Origin of the sequence: Serratia sp. CY32780, from assembly GCF_052169135.1 — a bacterium.
Classification (GTDB): Bacteria; Pseudomonadota; Gammaproteobacteria; order Enterobacterales; family Enterobacteriaceae; genus Serratia; species Serratia sarumanii.
Map to the genome: position 1 here is coordinate 155,597 of NZ_JBJNLI010000001.1, position 18,225 is coordinate 173,821.

At 57.2% G+C, this 18,225-nt stretch carries 16 protein-coding genes; 9 read left to right on the plus strand and 7 right to left on the minus strand.

What is annotated here, in order from left to right; all coding sequences use genetic code 11:
• Window position 1: 1 nt before the first annotated feature.
• From ACJ8HH_RS00800 to ACJ8HH_RS00825, 6 genes are all read right to left on the minus strand, one after another.
• A complete protein-coding gene (locus ACJ8HH_RS00800) occupies window positions 2–340 on the minus strand; it encodes a cytochrome o ubiquinol oxidase subunit IV (RefSeq protein WP_004940369.1) in 339 nt (112 codons plus the stop codon).
• The gene (locus tag ACJ8HH_RS00805) at window positions 340–954 is read right to left on the minus strand and encodes a cytochrome o ubiquinol oxidase subunit III (RefSeq protein WP_004940367.1); all 615 of its coding nucleotides are present in this window, start codon (window positions 952–954) and stop codon (window positions 340–342) included. Before ACJ8HH_RS00805 ends, ACJ8HH_RS00800 begins: the two co-directional genes overlap by 1 nt.
• Window positions 944–2,935 carry a cytochrome o ubiquinol oxidase subunit I gene (cyoB, locus tag ACJ8HH_RS00810; RefSeq protein ID WP_033637313.1) on the minus strand — a complete coding sequence of 664 codons (1,992 nt, stop codon included), beginning with the start codon at window positions 2,933–2,935 and terminating at the stop codon, window positions 944–946. Before cyoB ends, ACJ8HH_RS00805 begins: the two co-directional genes overlap by 11 nt.
• A gap of 3 nt (window positions 2,936–2,938) precedes the next feature.
• On the minus strand, window positions 2,939–3,889 hold the full coding sequence (gene cyoA, locus ACJ8HH_RS00815; RefSeq protein WP_025301763.1) for a cytochrome o ubiquinol oxidase subunit II: 951 nt from the start codon (window positions 3,887–3,889) through the stop codon (window positions 2,939–2,941).
• 440 nt (window positions 3,890–4,329) lie between these two features.
• Window positions 4,330–5,808, minus strand: coding sequence for a muropeptide MFS transporter AmpG (ampG, locus tag ACJ8HH_RS00820; RefSeq protein ID WP_039566994.1), 1,479 nt, complete (start codon window positions 5,806–5,808; stop codon window positions 4,330–4,332).
• A gap of 51 nt (window positions 5,809–5,859) precedes the next feature.
• Window positions 5,860–6,438: a lipoprotein gene (locus tag ACJ8HH_RS00825; protein WP_033634001.1), complete on the minus strand. Its 579-nt coding sequence runs from the start codon at window positions 6,436–6,438 to the stop codon at window positions 5,860–5,862.
• 314 nt (window positions 6,439–6,752) lie between these two features.
• Here ACJ8HH_RS00825 and bolA point away from each other — a divergent pair, with 314 nt between their 5' ends.
• The 9 genes from bolA to ACJ8HH_RS00870 all read left to right on the plus strand — a co-directional run bounded on the left by bolA (window position 6,753) and on the right by ACJ8HH_RS00870 (window position 17,403).
• The gene (gene bolA / locus ACJ8HH_RS00830; RefSeq protein ID WP_004940361.1) at window positions 6,753–7,067 is read left to right on the plus strand and encodes a transcriptional regulator BolA; all 315 of its coding nucleotides are present in this window, start codon (window positions 6,753–6,755) and stop codon (window positions 7,065–7,067) included.
• A gap of 367 nt (window positions 7,068–7,434) precedes the next feature.
• Complete coding sequence (gene tig / locus ACJ8HH_RS00835) at window positions 7,435–8,739, plus strand: trigger factor (protein WP_004940358.1); 1,305 nt, start codon at window positions 7,435–7,437, stop codon at window positions 8,737–8,739.
• A gap of 438 nt (window positions 8,740–9,177) precedes the next feature.
• Window positions 9,178–9,801: an ATP-dependent Clp endopeptidase proteolytic subunit ClpP gene (gene clpP / locus ACJ8HH_RS00840; RefSeq protein ID WP_016928858.1), complete on the plus strand. Its 624-nt coding sequence runs from the start codon at window positions 9,178–9,180 to the stop codon at window positions 9,799–9,801.
• 143 nt (window positions 9,802–9,944) lie between these two features.
• Complete coding sequence (gene clpX / locus ACJ8HH_RS00845) at window positions 9,945–11,216, plus strand: ATP-dependent protease ATP-binding subunit ClpX (RefSeq protein WP_004940354.1); 1,272 nt, start codon at window positions 9,945–9,947, stop codon at window positions 11,214–11,216.
• A 194-nt stretch (window positions 11,217–11,410) separates the two neighbouring features.
• The gene (gene lon, locus ACJ8HH_RS00850; protein WP_033653263.1) at window positions 11,411–13,765 is read left to right on the plus strand and encodes an endopeptidase La; all 2,355 of its coding nucleotides are present in this window, start codon (window positions 11,411–11,413) and stop codon (window positions 13,763–13,765) included.
• A 216-nt stretch (window positions 13,766–13,981) separates the two neighbouring features.
• Window positions 13,982–14,254, plus strand: coding sequence for a nucleoid-associated protein HU-beta (gene hupB / locus ACJ8HH_RS00855; protein ID WP_004940351.1), 273 nt, complete (start codon window positions 13,982–13,984; stop codon window positions 14,252–14,254).
• A 178-nt stretch (window positions 14,255–14,432) separates the two neighbouring features.
• Window positions 14,433–16,316 carry a peptidylprolyl isomerase gene (gene ppiD / locus ACJ8HH_RS00860; protein WP_033637316.1) on the plus strand — a complete coding sequence of 628 codons (1,884 nt, stop codon included), beginning with the start codon at window positions 14,433–14,435 and terminating at the stop codon, window positions 16,314–16,316.
• 138 nt (window positions 16,317–16,454) lie between these two features.
• Window positions 16,455–16,835: a ComEA family DNA-binding protein gene (locus ACJ8HH_RS00865; protein WP_039566993.1), complete on the plus strand. Its 381-nt coding sequence runs from the start codon at window positions 16,455–16,457 to the stop codon at window positions 16,833–16,835.
• Between the two features lie 154 nt (window positions 16,836–16,989).
• Entirely contained in the window at window positions 16,990–17,403 is a 414-nt protein-coding gene (locus tag ACJ8HH_RS00870) for an acyl-CoA thioesterase (protein WP_043146722.1), read from the plus strand.
• Window positions 17,404–17,445: 42 nt separating this feature from the next.
• Here the strand turns inward: ACJ8HH_RS00870 and queC are convergent, their stop codons facing one another.
• Window positions 17,446–18,144, minus strand: a complete 699-nt coding sequence (gene queC / locus ACJ8HH_RS00875) for a 7-cyano-7-deazaguanine synthase QueC (protein WP_043146723.1) — start codon at window positions 18,142–18,144, stop codon at window positions 17,446–17,448.
• Window positions 18,145–18,225 lie beyond the last annotated feature (81 nt).

Below are 18,225 nucleotides of genomic sequence, written 5' to 3' on the forward strand. Positions count from 1 at the left end.
CTTAATCGACCATCATATTGATGTTGAGGTTGTACATAATCCAGAGTGAACCTACAACAACGATACCGATGATCATAGCGGTGAACAGCAATGCCACCAGGTTCCAGCGCTCTTCCGATGAGGTGTTCATGTGCAGGAAGTAAACCAGGTGAACAATCACCTGGATAACCGCCATGCCGACAACAACCGCCAGGATGGTGGAATGAGAGGCAGTGCCGTTCATTACCATCGCAAATGGAATTACCGTCAGGATGATCGACAGGATAAAGCCGATCAGGTATGACTTCACGCTGCCGTGGCTTGCGCCGCCGTGAGAGGTTTCATGGGATGAATGGCTCATTACATAACCCCCAGCAGGTAGACAACGGTAAATACGCAGATCCAGACCACGTCCAGGAAGTGCCAGAACAGGCTCAGGCACATCAGGCGGGTTTTGTTGGTCGCGGTCAGGCCGAACTTGCTCACCTGAATCATCAGCACGATGATCCAAATCAGGCCGGAAGTTACGTGCAGACCGTGGGTGCCAACCAGCGCGAAGAAGCTGGACAGGAACGCGCTGCGATCCGGACCGAAGCCTTCGGCGATCAGATGATGGAATTCATAGATTTCCATCGCCACGAAGCCCAGACCAAACAGGAAGGTCAGGAACAGCCAGGTGTTTACACCGCCAACTTTACCCTTGTTCATGGCGATCATCGCCATGCCGTAGGTGATGGAGCTGAACAACAGCAGGAAAGTTTCGACCAGGACAAACTTCAGGTCGAAGATATCTTTACCTGAGGGACCGCCAGCGGTCCCGTTCACCAGGACTGCATAAGTCGCGAACAAGCTCGCAAACAAAATACAGTCGCTCATCAGGTAGATCCAGAATCCGAAGACTTTGGTCTCACCCGCATCGTGGTGCCCATGCTCTGCATGGGCTGCGTTATGATTGGTCAGAGTTTCAGTTGACATGGTTCACGCCTGCTTTACGGATTTGTTCGTAGTGTTGGTTCTCAATGCGCTCGATTTCATCAACCTGCACATAGTAGTCAACATCGTGATCGAAGCTCTTGCCGATCCAGACAACGATCATACCGATGAAGCCGGCCAGAGCCATCCACCAGATTTCCCAAATCATTGCGAAACCGAAGACCAGGCTGAAGAAGGCGATGATCACGCCGGCGCCGGTGTTCTTAGGCATATGAATCGGTTCGTATTTAGCCGGTTTCTTATACGCTTCGCCTTTTTCTTTCATGTCCCAGAATTCATCACGGTCATGAATCTGCGGCACTACGGCAAAGTTATAGAACGGCGGTGGAGACGAAGTTGACCACTCCAGAGTACGAGCGCCCCATGGGTCACCGGTCAGATCGCGGTTTTGTTCGCGGTCACGGATACTGACGAAGATCTGGATCAGCTGGCACAGGATGCCGCAGGCGATCAGCGCCGCACCGCCGGCTGCAACCAGCAGCAGAGGGTGGAACTCAGGGTTGATGTTCTGGCTGATACGACGGGTCATACCCATAAAGCCCAATGCGTACAGCGGCATGAAGGCGGTGAAGAAGCCGATGATCCAGAACCAGAACGCGCGGATGCCCCATTTTTCGTTCAGCGTGAAGCCGAAGGATTTCGGGAACCAGTAGGTCAGGCCCGCGAAGCAACCGAACACCACGCCGCCGATGATGACGTTGTGGAAGTGAGCGATCAGGAACAGGCTGTTGTGCAGCACGAAGTTCGCGCCCGGCACCGCCAGCAGAACGCCGGTCATACCACCTACGGAGAAGGTGATGATGAAGCCAACGGTCCACAGCATCGCGGAGTTGAGCTTGATACGGCCCTGATACATGGTGAACAGCCAGTTGAAGATTTTCACCCCGGTCGGGATGGAAATGATCATGGTGGCGATACCGAAGAAGGCGTTAACGTTCGCGCCGGACCCCATGGTGAAGAAGTGGTGCAGCCAGACGATGAACGACAGAACGGTGATCGCGATGGTTGCCCATACCAGTGAGGTATAGCCGAACAGGCGTTTTCTGGAGAAGGTCGCGGTGACTTCGGAGAACACGCCGAACACCGGCAGAACCAGAATATACACCTCTGGGTGACCCCAGGCCCAAATCAGGTTGATGTACATCATCATGTTGCCGCCCATATCATTGGTGAAGAAATGGGTGCCCAGATAGCGATCCAGGGTCAGCAGCGCGATGGTGACGGTCAGAATTGGGAAAGAAACGATGATCAGGACGTTGGTACACAGCGCCGCCCAGGTGAACACCGGCATCTTCATCATAGGCATGCCTGGGGCACGCATCTTCAGAATGGTGGCGAAGAAGTTCACGCCGGTCAGCAGGGTACCCAGACCGGAAATCTGCAGACTCCAGATCCAGTAATCGACCCCGACGCCAGGACTGTACTCTTTACCCGACAGCGGCGGATACGCCAGCCAACCGGTCTGAGCGAACTCACCGACCCCCAGGGAGATGTTGATCAGCACAACGCCCACCACGAAGAACCAGAAGCTCAGGGAGTTCAGGAACGGGAAGGCGACGTCGCGCGCACCGATTTGCAGCGGCACCACGACGTTCATCAGGCCGACCACGAAAGGCATCGCCATGAAGAAGATCATGATAACGCCGTGCGCGGTGAAGATCTGGTCGTAGTGGTGCGGCGGCAGGAACCCGGCTTCGCCGGCGGACGCCAACGCCTGCTGGCTACGCATCATGATTGCGTCGGCGAAACCGCGCAGCAGCATGACCATCGCCACGATGATGTACATGATACCAATTTTTTTATGGTCGACCGAAGTCAGCCATTCGCTCCACAACCACTTCCATTTGCCGAAATATGTCAGCAGCGCCAGCACTGCCAGGCCCCCGACAATAATTGCGGCTACGGTGACCATGATGATCGGTTCGTGGTACGGAACCGCATCAAGTGTTAATTTTCCCAACATCAGTTATTCCTCGGCTCCGGCGTGAGCAGCATGTTCACCCATGTCCATACCTTGGCTCATGTCCATGCCTTCGTGCGCGCCAGCGCCCTTGTGCATATCCATGTCGCCCATGAATTTGGCAATTGTTTCTTTGAACAAATTCGGTTTGACAGCGGCAAAGTACTCAACCGGGTTGTTTTCACTCGGCTCTGCCAGTTTGTTAAAGTCGTCGGTGGTGTTCAGGTTTTTAGACGATGCTTTCACCTTGGCTACCCACTGATCGAAGTCGCCTTCGGTCGGGGTAACGATCGCGGTGAATTTCATGCCGGAGAAGCCTGCGCCGCTGTAGCTGCTGGAGATGCCCTTGTAGGCACCGGCTTCGTTGCCGATCAGGTGCAGTTTGGTCTGCATGCCGGCCATCGCATAAATCTGTCCACCCAACTGCGGGATAAAGAACGAGTTCATTACCGAGTTAGAGGTGATCTTGAATTCGACTGGAACATCTTTCGGGAAAGCCAGCTCATTAACGGTCGCAATGCCTTGTTCCGGGTAGATGAACAGCCATTTCCAGTCGAGCGACACCACTTCGATCGTCATCGGCTTCTTGTCGGTGACAATCGGCTTGAACGGGTCGAGTTCGTGGGTGGTCTTCCAGGTAATGGTGCCAAGGATGGCGATGATAATGATAGGAATGGTCCAGACGACCGCTTCGATCTTGTTGGAGTGGGCCCAGTTCGGACTGTACTTGGCGTCTTTGTTGGAAGCGCGATACTTCCAGGCAAAGGCGAACGCCATGAAGATAACTGGCACCACCACGATCAACATCAACGCGATTGCAGTGATAATCAGTGTCCGTTGCTCAACACCAATTGCTCCTTTGGGATTCATCAAAACCATATCGCAACCACTGAGCAATACAGTGGCTGCGATTAATGACAGCATCCCAATACTTTTATTGTATTTCTTAAGTCTCATCTAACGACCTCAATAACAAAGGCTCAATTGTCGTTTCATGTGTGCGGGCATTTTACGGGAAGGTTGCAGTACTGTAAACATGCTTAAGGGAGTGTCAGCGGCTTGTTGACACTTTCTGTTAAGGGGGTCACAGATGTAACCCTGCGTGACAATTTACTAATGACAACAACGCGTTGGCACGCTGAATCGTGACGAGCAGCCCGTATGTTAAGGAAAACTAAAGGTATGATGAATTTGGCGAAGAAATGCGCGGCAGGGAAATACGAAGAAAAGGTTTATTTAATGTAAAATAATTGTGTCTTAAAGGTGAATTTAATTTTATTTCCGAGCGCGGCAGTCGGATAAAAAAATAATTTTCGCGCCGATTATCTTTTTTTAGCGAAATAAATATACCCCCGGATCGCTTTTTTTTCGGCCGGCGAAATCGCCGGCCGGTCAGATTATGCCAAACGGGTGCGGCGAAGGGCGAGGTAATCCAGCGTGCTGCCCATCGCGACGCCGAGCAGGCTCACCGCGGCGCCGACTTGCAGCAGCCGATCGGCCAGCAGCGGTGCCTGCGTCCAGTCCAGCGCATTGGCGATCAGCAACAGCAACCACAGGCCCAACAGCGAACAGCCTAGCGTCAGCAGGCGCAGTGCCCAACGGTAAGATTCTGAAAACTCGGTGCGCGGCATGAAGTCGCCATGCTGCTGGGTGTGCTCCAGCGTCTGACGGCAGATGCCGAGCAGCAGCAAGCCGGGCAGGGCGGCGGCGATAGAGAACAGGTAGAACAACGGCCAGCCGTGGGCTTCGACGAACCAGCCGGCGATCGGGCCGACATAGACGCGCCCCACGGCGGACAGCGCCGACAGCAGCGCGAACTGGGTGGCGGAGAACGAACGGTTGCACAGCGTCATCAGCAGCGCCACGAAGGCCGCGGTGCCCATGCCGCCACACAGGTTTTCGAGGAAGATGGCGCTGCCCATGGTGAGCAGGCTCTTGTCGGTCACCGCCAGGATCCAATACCCGAGGTTGGAGACCGCCTGCAGGACGCCGAACAGCATCAGCGCGCGGAACAGGCTGAGACGCTGCATCAGCACACCGCCGAACAGGGCGCCGACGATGGTGGCGAACAGGCCGAGGGTTTTGTTGACCAGCCCGACTTCACCGGCGTCGAACCCCACACCGCGGATCAGGAAGGTGGTGCTCAGGCTGCCGGCGAAGGCGTCGCCCATTTTGTACATCACGATCAGCAGCAGGATCAGCCAGGCGTTGTTGCGGCCGAAGAAATCGCGCAGCGGCGCGACGACCGCCTGTTCCATGGTGCGCGGCGCCGGGATGCTTTCGTCCGGCTCCGGCGCCAGCAGCGTGGCGGCCACGCCGATCAGCATCAATCCGGCCATCAGCCAGTAGGTGGCTTGCCAGCCGAAATAGCGATCCGCCAGCCACAGCGCCAGGCCGCCGGAAACCAGCATCGCCAGCCGGTAACCCAGCACCGAGATCGCCGCGCCCGCCCCGCGCTCTTCGGCTTTCAGCAGATCGGTCTTGTAGGCGTCGAACACGATATCTTGCGAGGCGGAGCAGAACGCCACCAGCACCGCCAACGCCGCCAGCCACCACAGGTGCTGCGCGGGCTGCATAAAGCCCATCGCCACGATCGCCGCCACCAGCAGCAGCTGGCTGACCAGCAGCCAACCGCGTCGCCGCCCGAGGAACGGCGGGGTATAGCGGTCCATGAACGGCGACCAGAGGAATTTGAAGACGTAGGCCTGGCCCACCAGCGAGAAGATGCCGATGGTTTTCAGATCGATATTTTCGACGGTCATCCAGGCTTGCAGCGTGCCGGAGGTCAATGCCAGCGGCAGACCCGACGCGAAGCCCAGCAGCAGCAGAATGGCGGAGTTACGCTGGGTGAAAATGTTCAGATAGTGTTTCGACATGAGTTCCCTGTCTGCGCCGCCCGATCCGCCGGGCGGCACAAGGCGCGGCGATTAGCGCGCGTTTTGCTTGATGAAATCGTTGACGCTGGTGTCCTGGGCCATATCGGCGATCACGTCGCCCAGCACGGAGTTGACGGCGTCGGTGATCTTCTCGTTGGTGGCCGTGAAGGCGCCCTGCACGTTATAGGTCGAGCGGTAATTCTTCACCTGCTTGTTGCCGTTCTTCGCCTGGGCGATGATCGAGATGTCGGCTTTGGTGGTGATGTTGTAGCGCAGGTTGCCTTCGGAGACGTCCGCGTACAGATTATTGACGACGATTTGCAGCGCCACCGGGCCGTCGGCGCCGATCATGTAGCCGCGAGCGCCCATCTGTTTCTCCAGCACTTCCTGCAGCAGGAAACGCAGATCGCGCGATGGCGTCAGCGTGACCAACTGGCCGTCGCGGTTCACCTTGGCCAGCGCCTGATCGGTGCGCTGATCCGCGCCGTTGATGCTGACGGTGATGCCCTGCAGGGTAGGATCCTGCTGCGGCAGAACGATTTTCGGCGTGACGTTCAAGGTGTTGCTGCTGGTCGCGCAGCCGGCCAGCAGCAGGGCGGCCAGCAAAGGAAGACAAAGTTTCTTTAACATGTTTTCTGTCTCATTCTCGATGGATTTAGCAATAATCAGAGCGGGATAGCTGACAACAAATTGCCGACATCATAGCATCGCCGCCGTTCGGTGGAAGCGCGGAAGGCGCCTGAGTGACAAATTTTTACCTGCCGTTGATAAAAACACGCTTTTTTGGCCCGCTCAATCGGATAATCCCCCAAGCGGCGGGGATGACGCTCATCATTTGACCGCAGAAAAGAGAAATTTGTCCCGGCGATGGTCTAAACGGGGGGAAACCGGCTAATATTGAACTAGATGGGCACGGTCCTCTGCCGGTGTTGTAAGGAGATCCTATGATTCGCGAGCAAATAGAAGCAAAGTTAAGGGCGGCGTTTGAGCCCGCGTATCTGGAAGTCGTTGATGAAAGCTATCGTCATAACGTTCCGGCGGGTTCAGAAAGCCATTTCAAAGTGGTATTGGTCAGCGATCGCTTCGTCGGCGAACGTTTTTTGACGCGCCACCGCTCCATCTACGGCGTGCTGTCGGAGGAGCTGGCGGACGGCGTACACGCGCTGGCGCTGCACACCTACACGCTCAAAGAGTGGGAAGGGTTGCAGGATACCGTGCCGGCTTCGCCGCCGTGTCGCGGCGCCGGGACGCTGGCCTGAGGGGGAAATTTTCAGGTATCAGTGGAACTTTGCCCTTGAATTAGGGTATTACTACTGACGAATTTTGAAACGGCCTGCGGGCCGTTTCTGTTTTTGACGACGACACGGCCGATGCGCAATGTGGCCAACGTTCGGGCTGTTTTGGCGGCCTTTTGGCGATCGAATCGGCAAAAGTGTGAGTTTTAGCGCGCCTGCGCCGCCTAGCTTTCCTCGACTCGCCATGCATGCGCCGCTATAATGTCGCGTCTTATTTTTCCGGAATGGTTTCGGGACGCTTCTGTCATCAGGGAACTCGGTTCTTATTTGTAGCCGTCCTGGTTCTTGGAACGGAGTTGACCGAGCACTGTGATTTTTTTGAGGTAACAAGATGCAAGTTTCAGTAGAAACCACTCAAGGCCTTGGGCGCCGTCTCTCTATTACTGTACCGGCTGATACTATCAAGCAGGCGGTGAAGAAAGAGCTGATCAACGCAGCGAAAAGCGTGCGTATCGACGGCTTCCGCAAAGGCAAAGTGCCGATGAACATCGTGGAACAGCGTTACGGCGCCTCTGTTCGTCAGGACGTGCTGGGCGAAGCGATGCAGCGCAGCTTCGTTGACGCGATCATCAAAGAAAAGATTAATCCGGCCGGCGCACCAAACTACGTGCCGGGCGAGTACAAAGAAGGTGAAGACTTCACCTTCGCCGTTGAATTCGAAGTGTATCCAGAAGTTGAGCTGAAAGGCCTGGAAAACATCGAAGTTGAAAAACCTGTGGTTGAAGTGAACGACGAAGACGTCGACGCGATGCTGGATACCCTGCGCAAGCAGCAGGCGACCTGGAAAGAAACCGATCGCGCAGCGGAAGCTGAAGATCGCGTGACCGTTGACTTCACCGGTTCTATCGACGGTGAAGAGTTCGAAGGCGGCAAAGCGTCCGACTTCGTACTGGCAATGGGCCAGGGCCGCATGATCCCAGGCTTCGAAGAAGGCCTGGTCGGTCACAAAGCGGGCGAAGAGTTCTCCATCGACGTGAACTTCCCGGAAGATTACCACGCGGAAAACCTGAAGGGCAAAGCGGCCAAATTCGCTATCGTGCTGAAGAAAGTTGAAGAGCGCGAACTGCCGGAGCTGACCGAAGAGTTCATCAAGCGTTTCGGCGTGGCGGACGGTTCCGTTGCCGGCCTGCGCACCGAAGTTCGCAAGAACATGGAGCGCGAGCTGAAAGGCGCCGTGCGTAACCGCATCAAGTCTCAGGCGATCGACGGCCTGGTGAGCGCGAACGAAATCGACGTGCCTGCTGCCCTGATCGACGGCGAAATCGACGTACTGCGTCGTCAGGCTGCACAGCGTTTCGGCGGCAACGAGAAGCAAGCGCTGGAACTGCCACGCGAGCTGTTCGAAGAGCAAGCGAAACGCCGCGTAGTGGTTGGCCTGCTGCTGGGCGAAGTGATCAGCACCAACGACCTGAAAGCTGACGAAGACCGCGTGAAGACGCTGATCGAAGAAATGGCTTCTGCCTACGAAGATCCGAGCGAAGTCATCGAGTTCTACAGCAAAAACAAAGAGCTGATGAACAACATGCGCAACGTGGCTCTGGAAGAGCAAGCGGTTGAAGCCCTGCTGGCAAAAGCGAAAGTGACTGAAAAAGCCACTACCTTCAGCGAGCTGATGAACCAGACTCAACAGGCGTAATGCCGGCGTGCCGGGCGCCATGAACGGCGCCCCCGGTTTCGCCTGGCGAACCGGCGCACGATGAAAAAGCCCGCAACCTCAGGTTGCGGGCTTTTCTTTTTGCCACGTTGCTGATTAATCTCAGGTTAAGCGGGGCAATATGCACTATATTTACCCTGTTGCCTGGGGAACTGGCTGGCATGATAACGGTCAGATTAACGGCATCGTTTTCGGCGCGCGGAGAAAATCGGCCTCTGGGCTTGAAATCGCGCCGGGATCCCCCAATCTGTAAAGAATAATTCTGGGGCTGTTTGCCAAAGTGCGCGGGATGAAATAACCGTCGGGTACGTGCGGCGCGGGTCGAATGCTTGAGCATAGTCATCATGGCCGTTCTCAAGTAGAATCGGCGTATTAGGGTGACACCCTGGCCGCCAAGGCAATTTCTATTAGGAGACGGTAATGTCATACAGTGGCGAACGAGATCAATTTGCACCGAACATGGCGCTGGTGCCGATGGTGGTAGAGCAGACTTCACGCGGGGAGCGTTCTTACGACATCTATTCCCGCCTGCTGAAAGAGCGCATCATTTTCCTGACCGGCCAGGTGGAAGATCACATGGCCAACCTGATCGTGGCGCAAATGCTGTTCCTCGAAGCGGAAAGCCCGGAAAAAGACATTTTCCTCTACATCAACTCGCCGGGCGGGGTGATCACCGCGGGCATGTCGATTTACGACACCATGAAGTTCATCAAGCCGGACGTCAGCACCATCTGTATGGGGCAGGCGTGCTCGATGGGCTCCTTCCTGCTGACCGCGGGCGCCAAAGGCAAACGTTTCTGCTTGCCGAACTCGCGCGTGATGATTCACCAGCCGCTGGGCGGCTACCAGGGCCAGGCGACGGACATCGAAATCCACGCGCGTGAAATCCTTAAGGTGAAAGCGCGCATGAACGAACTGATGGCCGAGCATACCGGCCAGCCGCTGGAGCAGATCGAGCGCGACACCGAGCGCGATCGCTTTATGACCGCGGAAGAAGCCGTGGAATACGGCCTGGTTGACGGCATTCTGACACACCGCAGCTAGAACCACGCGGCGCCGATGGACTATAGTAATCAGAGTGGGCAGGGGCTCGCTCTGTTGTGGCCCCTCGGCGTTCCCGATATGAGTTTGGGCGCACTGCCGCCGTGATTTTCCTGCGGGACAAGACTAAAGAAGAGGTTTGACTGATGACAGATAAGCGCAAAGACGGTTCAGGAAAGCTGCTGTACTGCTCTTTTTGCGGCAAAAGCCAGCATGAAGTGCGTAAGCTGATTGCCGGGCCGTCAGTGTATATCTGCGATGAATGTGTCGATCTGTGTAACGACATTATTCGCGAAGAGATTAAAGAAGTTGCCCCGCATCGTGAGCGCAGTGCGCTGCCGACGCCGCACGAAATTCGCCACCACCTGGATGACTACGTCATCGGCCAGGAGCAGGCGAAGAAAGTGCTGGCGGTTGCGGTGTACAACCACTACAAACGCCTGCGCAACGGCGATACCAGCAATGGTATCGAGTTGGGCAAGAGCAACATCTTGCTGATCGGCCCGACCGGCAGCGGTAAAACCCTGCTGGCGGAAACGCTGGCGCGCTTCCTGGACGTGCCGTTCACCATGGCCGACGCCACCACGCTGACCGAAGCCGGTTACGTGGGCGAGGACGTGGAAAATATTATCCAGAAGCTGTTGCAAAAATGTGACTATGACGTGCAGAAAGCGCAGCGCGGCATCGTTTATATCGATGAAATCGATAAGATTTCCCGCAAGTCCGACAACCCGTCGATCACGCGTGACGTCTCGGGTGAAGGCGTGCAGCAGGCGCTGCTGAAGCTGATTGAAGGCACCATCGCCGCGGTTCCGCCGCAGGGTGGGCGCAAGCATCCGCAACAGGAGTTCCTGCAGGTTGATACCTCCAAGATCCTGTTTATCTGCGGCGGCGCATTTGCGGGCCTGGATAAGGTGATCGGTCAGCGCGTCAACACCGGCTCCGGCATCGGCTTCGGCGCGACCGTCAAGGGCGAGTCCGAGAAGGCGACCGAGGGCGAACTGCTGCTGCAGGCCGAACCGGAAGATTTGATCAAGTTCGGTCTGATCCCAGAGTTCATCGGCCGTCTGCCGGTGGTGGCGACCCTGAGCGAGCTGAGCGAAGATGCGCTGATTCAGATCCTGAAAGAGCCGAAGAACGCCCTGACCAAGCAGTATCAGGCGCTGTTCAATCTGGAAGGCGTGGAGCTGGAGTTCCGCGACGAAGCGCTGAACGCCATCGCCAAGAAAGCCATGGCGCGCAAAACCGGCGCCCGCGGCCTGCGTTCCATCGTGGAAGGCGCGCTGCTCGACACCATGTACGATCTGCCGTCGATGGACAGCGTAGACAAAGTGGTGATCGACGAGTCGGTCATCGCCGGCCAATCCAAGCCGCTGCTGATTTACGGCAAGCCGGAAGCCCAGGCGTCTGGTGAATAATTAACCAGTTAAACCAGAGCGTTATCAGCAAAATGGGGGATTTCATCCCCCATTTCTTTTTCCTGCATTCTTGCCGTTGAATGTAAGAGATTCATCCCCATATACTCGTTAACCAGATTTTATGAAACGTTAGATGCTTGCGTCTCATGAGATTCCCCCTCAACCTGGCGGAAATTAAACTAAGAGAGAGCTCTATGAACCCTGAGCGTTCCGAACGCATTGAAATCCCCGTTCTGCCATTGCGCGACGTGGTGGTTTATCCGCACATGGTGATCCCGTTATTTGTTGGCCGGGAAAAATCGATTCGGTGCCTCGAAGCCGCAATGGATCACGATAAGAAGATCATGCTGGTGGCACAGAAAGAGGCCTCAACGGATGAACCTGGCATTAACGACTTGTTCTCGGTTGGCACCGTAGCGTCGATCCTGCAGATGCTGAAGCTGCCGGACGGCACGGTAAAAGTGCTGGTCGAGGGGCTGCAGCGCGCGCGCATCACCACGCTGTCCGACAGCGGTGAGCATTTCGCCGCGCAGGCGGAATACCTTGAGTCGCCGTCGATCGACGAGCGCGAGCAGGAAGTGCTGGTGCGCACCGCGATCAATCAGTTTGAAGGCTATATCAAGCTGAACAAAAAAATCCCGCCGGAGGTGCTGACTTCACTGAACAGCATCGACGACGCCGCGCGCCTGGCGGACACCATCGCCGCCCACATGCCGCTGAAACTCAGCGACAAGCAGTCGGTGCTTGAGATGTCCGACATCACCGAGCGCCTGGAATACCTGATGGCGATGATGGAATCGGAGATCGACCTGCTGCAGGTCGAGAAACGCATCCGCAACCGCGTCAAGAAGCAGATGGAGAAGAGCCAGCGCGAGTACTATCTGAATGAGCAGATGAAGGCGATTCAGAAAGAACTGGGCGAGATGGACGACGCGCCGGACGAGCACGAAGCGCTGAAGCGCAAGATCGATGCGGCGAAAATGCCGAAAGAGGCGCGCGAGAAAACCGAAGCGGAACTGCAAAAGCTGAAGATGATGTCGCCGATGTCGGCGGAAGCGACCGTGGTGCGCGGCTACATCGACTGGATGCTGCAGGTGCCGTGGAATGCGCGCAGCAAGGTGAAAAAAGACCTGAACAAGGCGCAGGAAGTGCTCGATACCGATCACTACGGCCTGGAGCGCGTCAAGGATCGCATTCTCGAGTACCTCGCGGTGCAGAGCCGCGTCAGCAAAATCAAGGGGCCGATCCTGTGTCTGGTGGGGCCGCCGGGCGTGGGTAAAACCTCGCTGGGGCAGTCGATCGCTAAAGCGACCGGCCGCCAGTACGTGCGCATGGCGCTGGGCGGTGTGCGTGACGAAGCGGAAATCCGCGGCCACCGTCGTACCTACATCGGTTCGATGCCGGGCAAACTGATCCAGAAGATGGCCAAGGTTGGGGTGAAGAACCCGCTGTTCCTGCTGGATGAGATCGACAAGATGTCTTCCGACATGCGCGGCGATCCGGCCTCCGCTCTGCTGGAGGTGCTGGATCCGGAACAGAACGTGGCGTTCAACGACCACTACCTGGAAGTGGATTACGATCTGTCCGATGTGATGTTCGTCGCCACCTCGAACTCGATGAACATTCCTGCGCCGCTGCTGGACCGTATGGAAGTGATCCGCCTGTCGGGTTACACCGAGGACGAGAAGCTCAACATCGCCAAGCAGCACCTGCTGCCGAAGCAGCTTGAGCGCAACGCGCTGAAAAAAGGCGAGCTGACGGTCGACGACAGCGCCATCATCGGCATCATTCGCTTCTACACCCGTGAAGCCGGGGTGCGCAGCCTGGAGCGTGAAATCTCCAAGCTGTGCCGTAAAGCGGTGAAAACGCTGCTGATGGACAAGAAGCTCAAGCATCTCGAGATCAACGGCGACAACCTGAAGGATTACCTGGGCGTGCAGCGCGTCGATTACGGCCGTGCGGATACCGAAAACCGCGTGGGCGAAGTCACCGGGCTGGCGTGGACGGAAGTGGGTGGCGATCTGCTGACCATCGAAACCGCCTGCGTGCCGGGCAAAGGCAAGCTGACCTACACCGGTTCCCTGGGCGAAGTGATGCAGGAATCGATTCAGGCGGCGCTGACCGTGGTACGCGCGCGCGCGGAGAAATTGGGCATCAACGCCGATTTCTACGAGAAACGCGACATCCACGTGCACGTGCCGGAAGGGGCGACGCCGAAAGACGGCCCGAGCGCCGGTATCGCGATGTGCACCGCGCTGGTCTCCTGCCTGACCGGCAACCCGGTACGCGCCGATGTGGCGATGACCGGGGAGATCACGCTGCGCGGTCAGGTGTTGCCGATCGGCGGCCTGAAAGAGAAGCTGTTGGCGGCGCATCGCGGCGGCATCAAAACCGTGCTGATCCCTTACGAGAACAAGCGCGATCTGGAAGAGATCCCGGACAATGTTATCGCCGATCTGGAGATTCATCCGGTGCAGCGAATCGATGAAGTTTTGAACATTGCGTTGCAAAACCCGGCCTTCGGCGCACTGCCGGTAGCGGCAAAATAGTGACGAATCGCAAAAACCATTGATAAAACTTATACTGGCAAGCCATTTCGGACTTGCCAGTATTTTTTTGTACCGCTAAGTTAGATCTCTGTCGGCCCGCGTTTTGCCACCCAGTCGGTGGCTTGCTAAGGTTCGATGGGATTGATATAACAGCTGCGCTGTCGCAACCGTAGGGATTTTTCGGTGCGACGATAGAATTCTAGAGGGGATGATAGAGTGAATAAGTCACAACTGATCGACAAGATTGCCGCAGGTGCTGATATTTCCAAAGCGGCAGCGGGACGTGCTTTAGACGCAGTAATCGCTTCCGTTACCGACTCTCTGAAAGCAGGGGATGACGTGGCTCTGGTAGGTTTCGGTTCCTTCACCGTGCGTGAACGTTCGGCTCGTACCGGCCGCAACCCGCAGACCGGTAAAGAGATCAAAATCGCGGCAGCCAAAGTACCGGCCTTCCGTGCAGGGAAAGCGCTGAAAGACGCTGTAAACTGATTTAGCGTCTAACCGTTTAGCGTAACAGGGTTTTGTAATAAACAATCACCTGACGCAGCGGTGCTGGTAAGGTAAGATACAAGGCGCATCGGACTGATGCGCTTTTTTTATTTTTGTCGCAGGGAACGCGCCTGCACAAGGGTTGTTAATCCACATCACAGCGGAGTGTTGTCACACTATGATGGACAATTTACGCGCGGCTGCTAATCACGTCGTGCTCAAAATCATCCTGGCCCTGATCATCCTGTCATTCGTTCTGACCGGGGTGGGTAACTACCTGATCGGCGGCTCCGGCGATTATGCTGCGAAAGTAAATGGTCAGACGATCGAGCGCGCTCAGCTGGAACAGGCTTTCCAAAGCGAGCGTAGCCGCATGCAGCAGCAGCTGGGTGACCAGTTCTCCGCGCTGGCCGGCAACGAAGGCTATATGCAGCAGATGCGCCGTCAGGTGTTGTCCCAGTTGATCGACAACATGCTGCTCGACCAGTACGCCAAGAAGCTGGGCCTGGCGGTCAGCGACGATCAGATCAAGGACGCCATCCGCAAGGCGCCTTACTTCCAGACCAACGGCCAGTTCGATAACGCCAAATACCTCGACCTGATCGGCCGCATGGGCTACACCGCCGACAACTTCGCGCAGTCGATGCGCCAGCAGTTGGTCAATCAGCAGGTGATCCAGGCCTTCGGCGATTCCGGCTTCGTGCTGCCGTCTGAATCGCAAGCCATGGCGGCGTTGGTGCTGCAGGAGCGCGACGTGCGCCTGGCGACCATCGATTTGAAAGCGCTGCAGGCGAAACAGAGCGCCGGCGACGACGAACTGAAGGCGTATTACGATCAGAACAAGAACAGCTTCATCGCACCTGAGCAGGTGAAGGTGAGCTATATCCCGCTGGACGCTGCGTCCATGCAGGACAAGGTGAAAGTGAGTGAAGAAGACATCAGCGCTTACTACGACCAGCACAAGAGCAGCTACGGCCAGCCGGAGCGTAAAAACTACAGCGTGATCCAGCTGAAAACCGAGGCGGAAGCCAACGCGGCGCTGGACGAGCTGAAGAAGGGCGCCGATTTCGCCACGCTGGCGAAAGAGAAATCCACCGATATCATCTCACGCCGCACCGGCGGCGAGCTGGGTTGGCTGGAGCCGGAAACCACCGCCGACGAGCTGAAGCAGGCTAACCTGACCGAGAAAGGGCAGCTGTCCGGCGTGGTGAAGTCTTCCGTCGGCTACCTGATCGTGCGTTTGAACGATATCGAACCTGAGAAAGTGAAGCCGCTGAGCGAAGTGCATGACGCCATCGCCAAGCAGGTGCAGCAGGAGAAAGCGGTAGACGCGTATTACGCGCTGCAGCAGAAGGTGAGCGAAGCGGCGACCAGCGACAACGAATCTCTGGCCTCGGCTGAAGAAGCGGCCGGCGTGAAAGCGGCGCAAAGCGACTGGTTCACCCGTGACAACATTCCTGCCGCGCTGAACTTCAAGCCGGTCGTGCAGGCGATCTTCGACGGCTCGCTGATCGGCGAGAACGGCGCGCCGGGCAGCAACTCCGACGTGATCACCGTAGACGGCGACCGCGCCTTCGTGGTGCGCGTGAGCGGCCACAAGCCGGAAGGCATCGAACCGTTCGACCAGGTGAAAGACCGCGTGGCGGAACTGGTGAAGCGCAACAAGGCGCTGCAGGCAGCGAAACTGCAGGGCGAGAAGCTGCTGGTTGAGCTGAAGCAGGGCAAGGGCGACGAGGCGATGAAAGCCGCCGGCCTGAGCTTTGGCGCCGTGCAGAAGATGGCGCGCGCGCCGGAAGACAGCCAGCTGGTAGAGAGCGTGTTCGCGCTGCCGCACCCGCAGGACGGTAAACCGGTATACGGCATGTCGCAGGATCGTCAGGACAACGTGGTGCTGATCGCGCTCGATGCGGTGAAGCCAGGCACGTTGCCGGAAGACGAAATGAAAACCTTCGTTGGCAAGATGGAAGAGGGCGCGACCGGCGTCTCCTTCGATTCGCTGCTGGCGAGCCTGCGTAAAGAAGCCGAGATCAAAATGGGCGCCGCTGAGCAACAGCCTCAGTAATCGCCGCATTTTTCTGCAACGCAGTGCAACAAACAAAGGCCGCTTTCGCGGCCTTTTCCACATCTGATATCCGCCGATTGCTGAATATCCGCCGCCGCGGCAAGGTAACCGTGCTGTCACACACAAGGAGGATACAGCATGCAACATTCAGAGAAAAAAGCGTTTTTCGGTTACCGTCGTCACGTTAACGCCGCGCTGACCGCGCTGTTGTTATGCCTGGCTGGGCCGGGCGCCGCGGCGGAAAAAACCGAGGCGCCGGCGCCCATGCTCTCAACGCCGACGAGCAATGGCGGGCAACAGACGATGACCAGGGTGGCCGAAGAAACGGCGGTCAGCATCAATCAGGCTACCGCCGAACAGCTGGCCGCCGCCTTGAGCGGCGTCGGCCTGAAGAAGGCGGAAGGCATCGTGCGCTACCGCGAGCAGAATGGGCCATTCACCCAGGTTGAGCAGTTGCAGGAGGTGCCGGGCATCGGGCCGGCGCTGTTTGAGAAGAACCGCGCCCGGCTGAAAATGTGATCCCGGTCGCGGCTGCGTGGCAAAATGCCGCTGAGGCCGAAACTCCTCTGCTACATTTTACAGGTCTTACCAGTTTGGCGCGTTGACCAAACGGGCGAGGGAGCCAGCGCGGCTCCCTCTTTCTGTAATCACCAGGCAGGAGCGATCGTTCCCTATGCAAACCTTTATCAAAGTTCGCGGTTATCATCTTGATGTTTACCAGCACGTTAACAATGCTCGCTATCTGGAGTTTCTGGAAGAGGCGCGTTGGGAGTGGCTGGAGAACGAGGCCGGGTTCCGCTGGATGACGGGAAACAACATCGCTTTCATCGTGGTGAACATCAATATCAATTACCGCAGCCCGGCGGTATTGGGGGATAAGCTGCGTATCGACAGCCAGATGGTGCAGCTCAACGGCAAGAGCGGCGTGTTGAGCCAAAAGGTGACGCAGGATCCGGCGGGGACGCCGGTGGCCGACGCGCTGCTGACTTTCGTGTGCGTCGATCTGAAAACGCAGCGTGCGCTGCCGCTCGAGGGGGAACTGCGTGCGCATCTGGAGGCGCTTGTGCCGCAGGAAAACTCACGGTAAACAGGGGGATAATGGGCGGCAGAAGCTGCCGCCGTCACTGCCTCAGGCCAGACCGGCCTTTTGTTTCAACGCGACCATCACTTCCACCTGATTGGCGCGATACTGCGTCAGGCCATTGGCGCGCAGGTTGCAGGCGGCGCACTCGCCGCAGCCGTCACCCTTGATGCCGTTGTAGCAGGTCAGCGTATCCTGGCGCACGCGATCCAGCTGGTGGTAATAGTCCGCCAGCGCCCAGGTCTCGGCCTTGTTCAGCCACATCAGCGGCGTTTCGAAGCGGATATCGCGGGCGATGCCCAGCGTCACCGCCTTGTTCAACGCTTTAACGAACTCGTCGCGGCAATCGGGGTAGCCGGAGAAATCGGTTTCACACACGCCGGTGATCACCGCTTCCGCTTCCACCTGGTAGGCGTAGATCGCCGCCAGCGTCAGGAACAGGATGTTGCGGCCCGGCACGAAGGTGCTCGGCAGCGCATTTTTCTGATTGGGATCGTAGGCGGGAACCGGGATATTGTCGCGCGTCAGGCTGCTGACGGCCAGCTCGTTGAGCAGCGTTACGTCCAGCACCTTGTGCGCCTTGGCGCCGAGGGCCATTGACAGCTCCTGAGCCACTTCAATCTCGGCGCGATGGCGCTGGCCGTAATCGAACGTGACGCAGTGAACTTCGTCATACTGTTGCAATGCCTGGATCAAGCAGGTCGTGGAGTCTTGTCCACCGCTGAAAACGACAACCGCGCGCTTCATAAAATCACCTTTTTGGGCTTTGGCCTCTCCCGATACACATTCGGGCGGCAGGATAAAATTGCGTTGCGGCGACAATGGTAG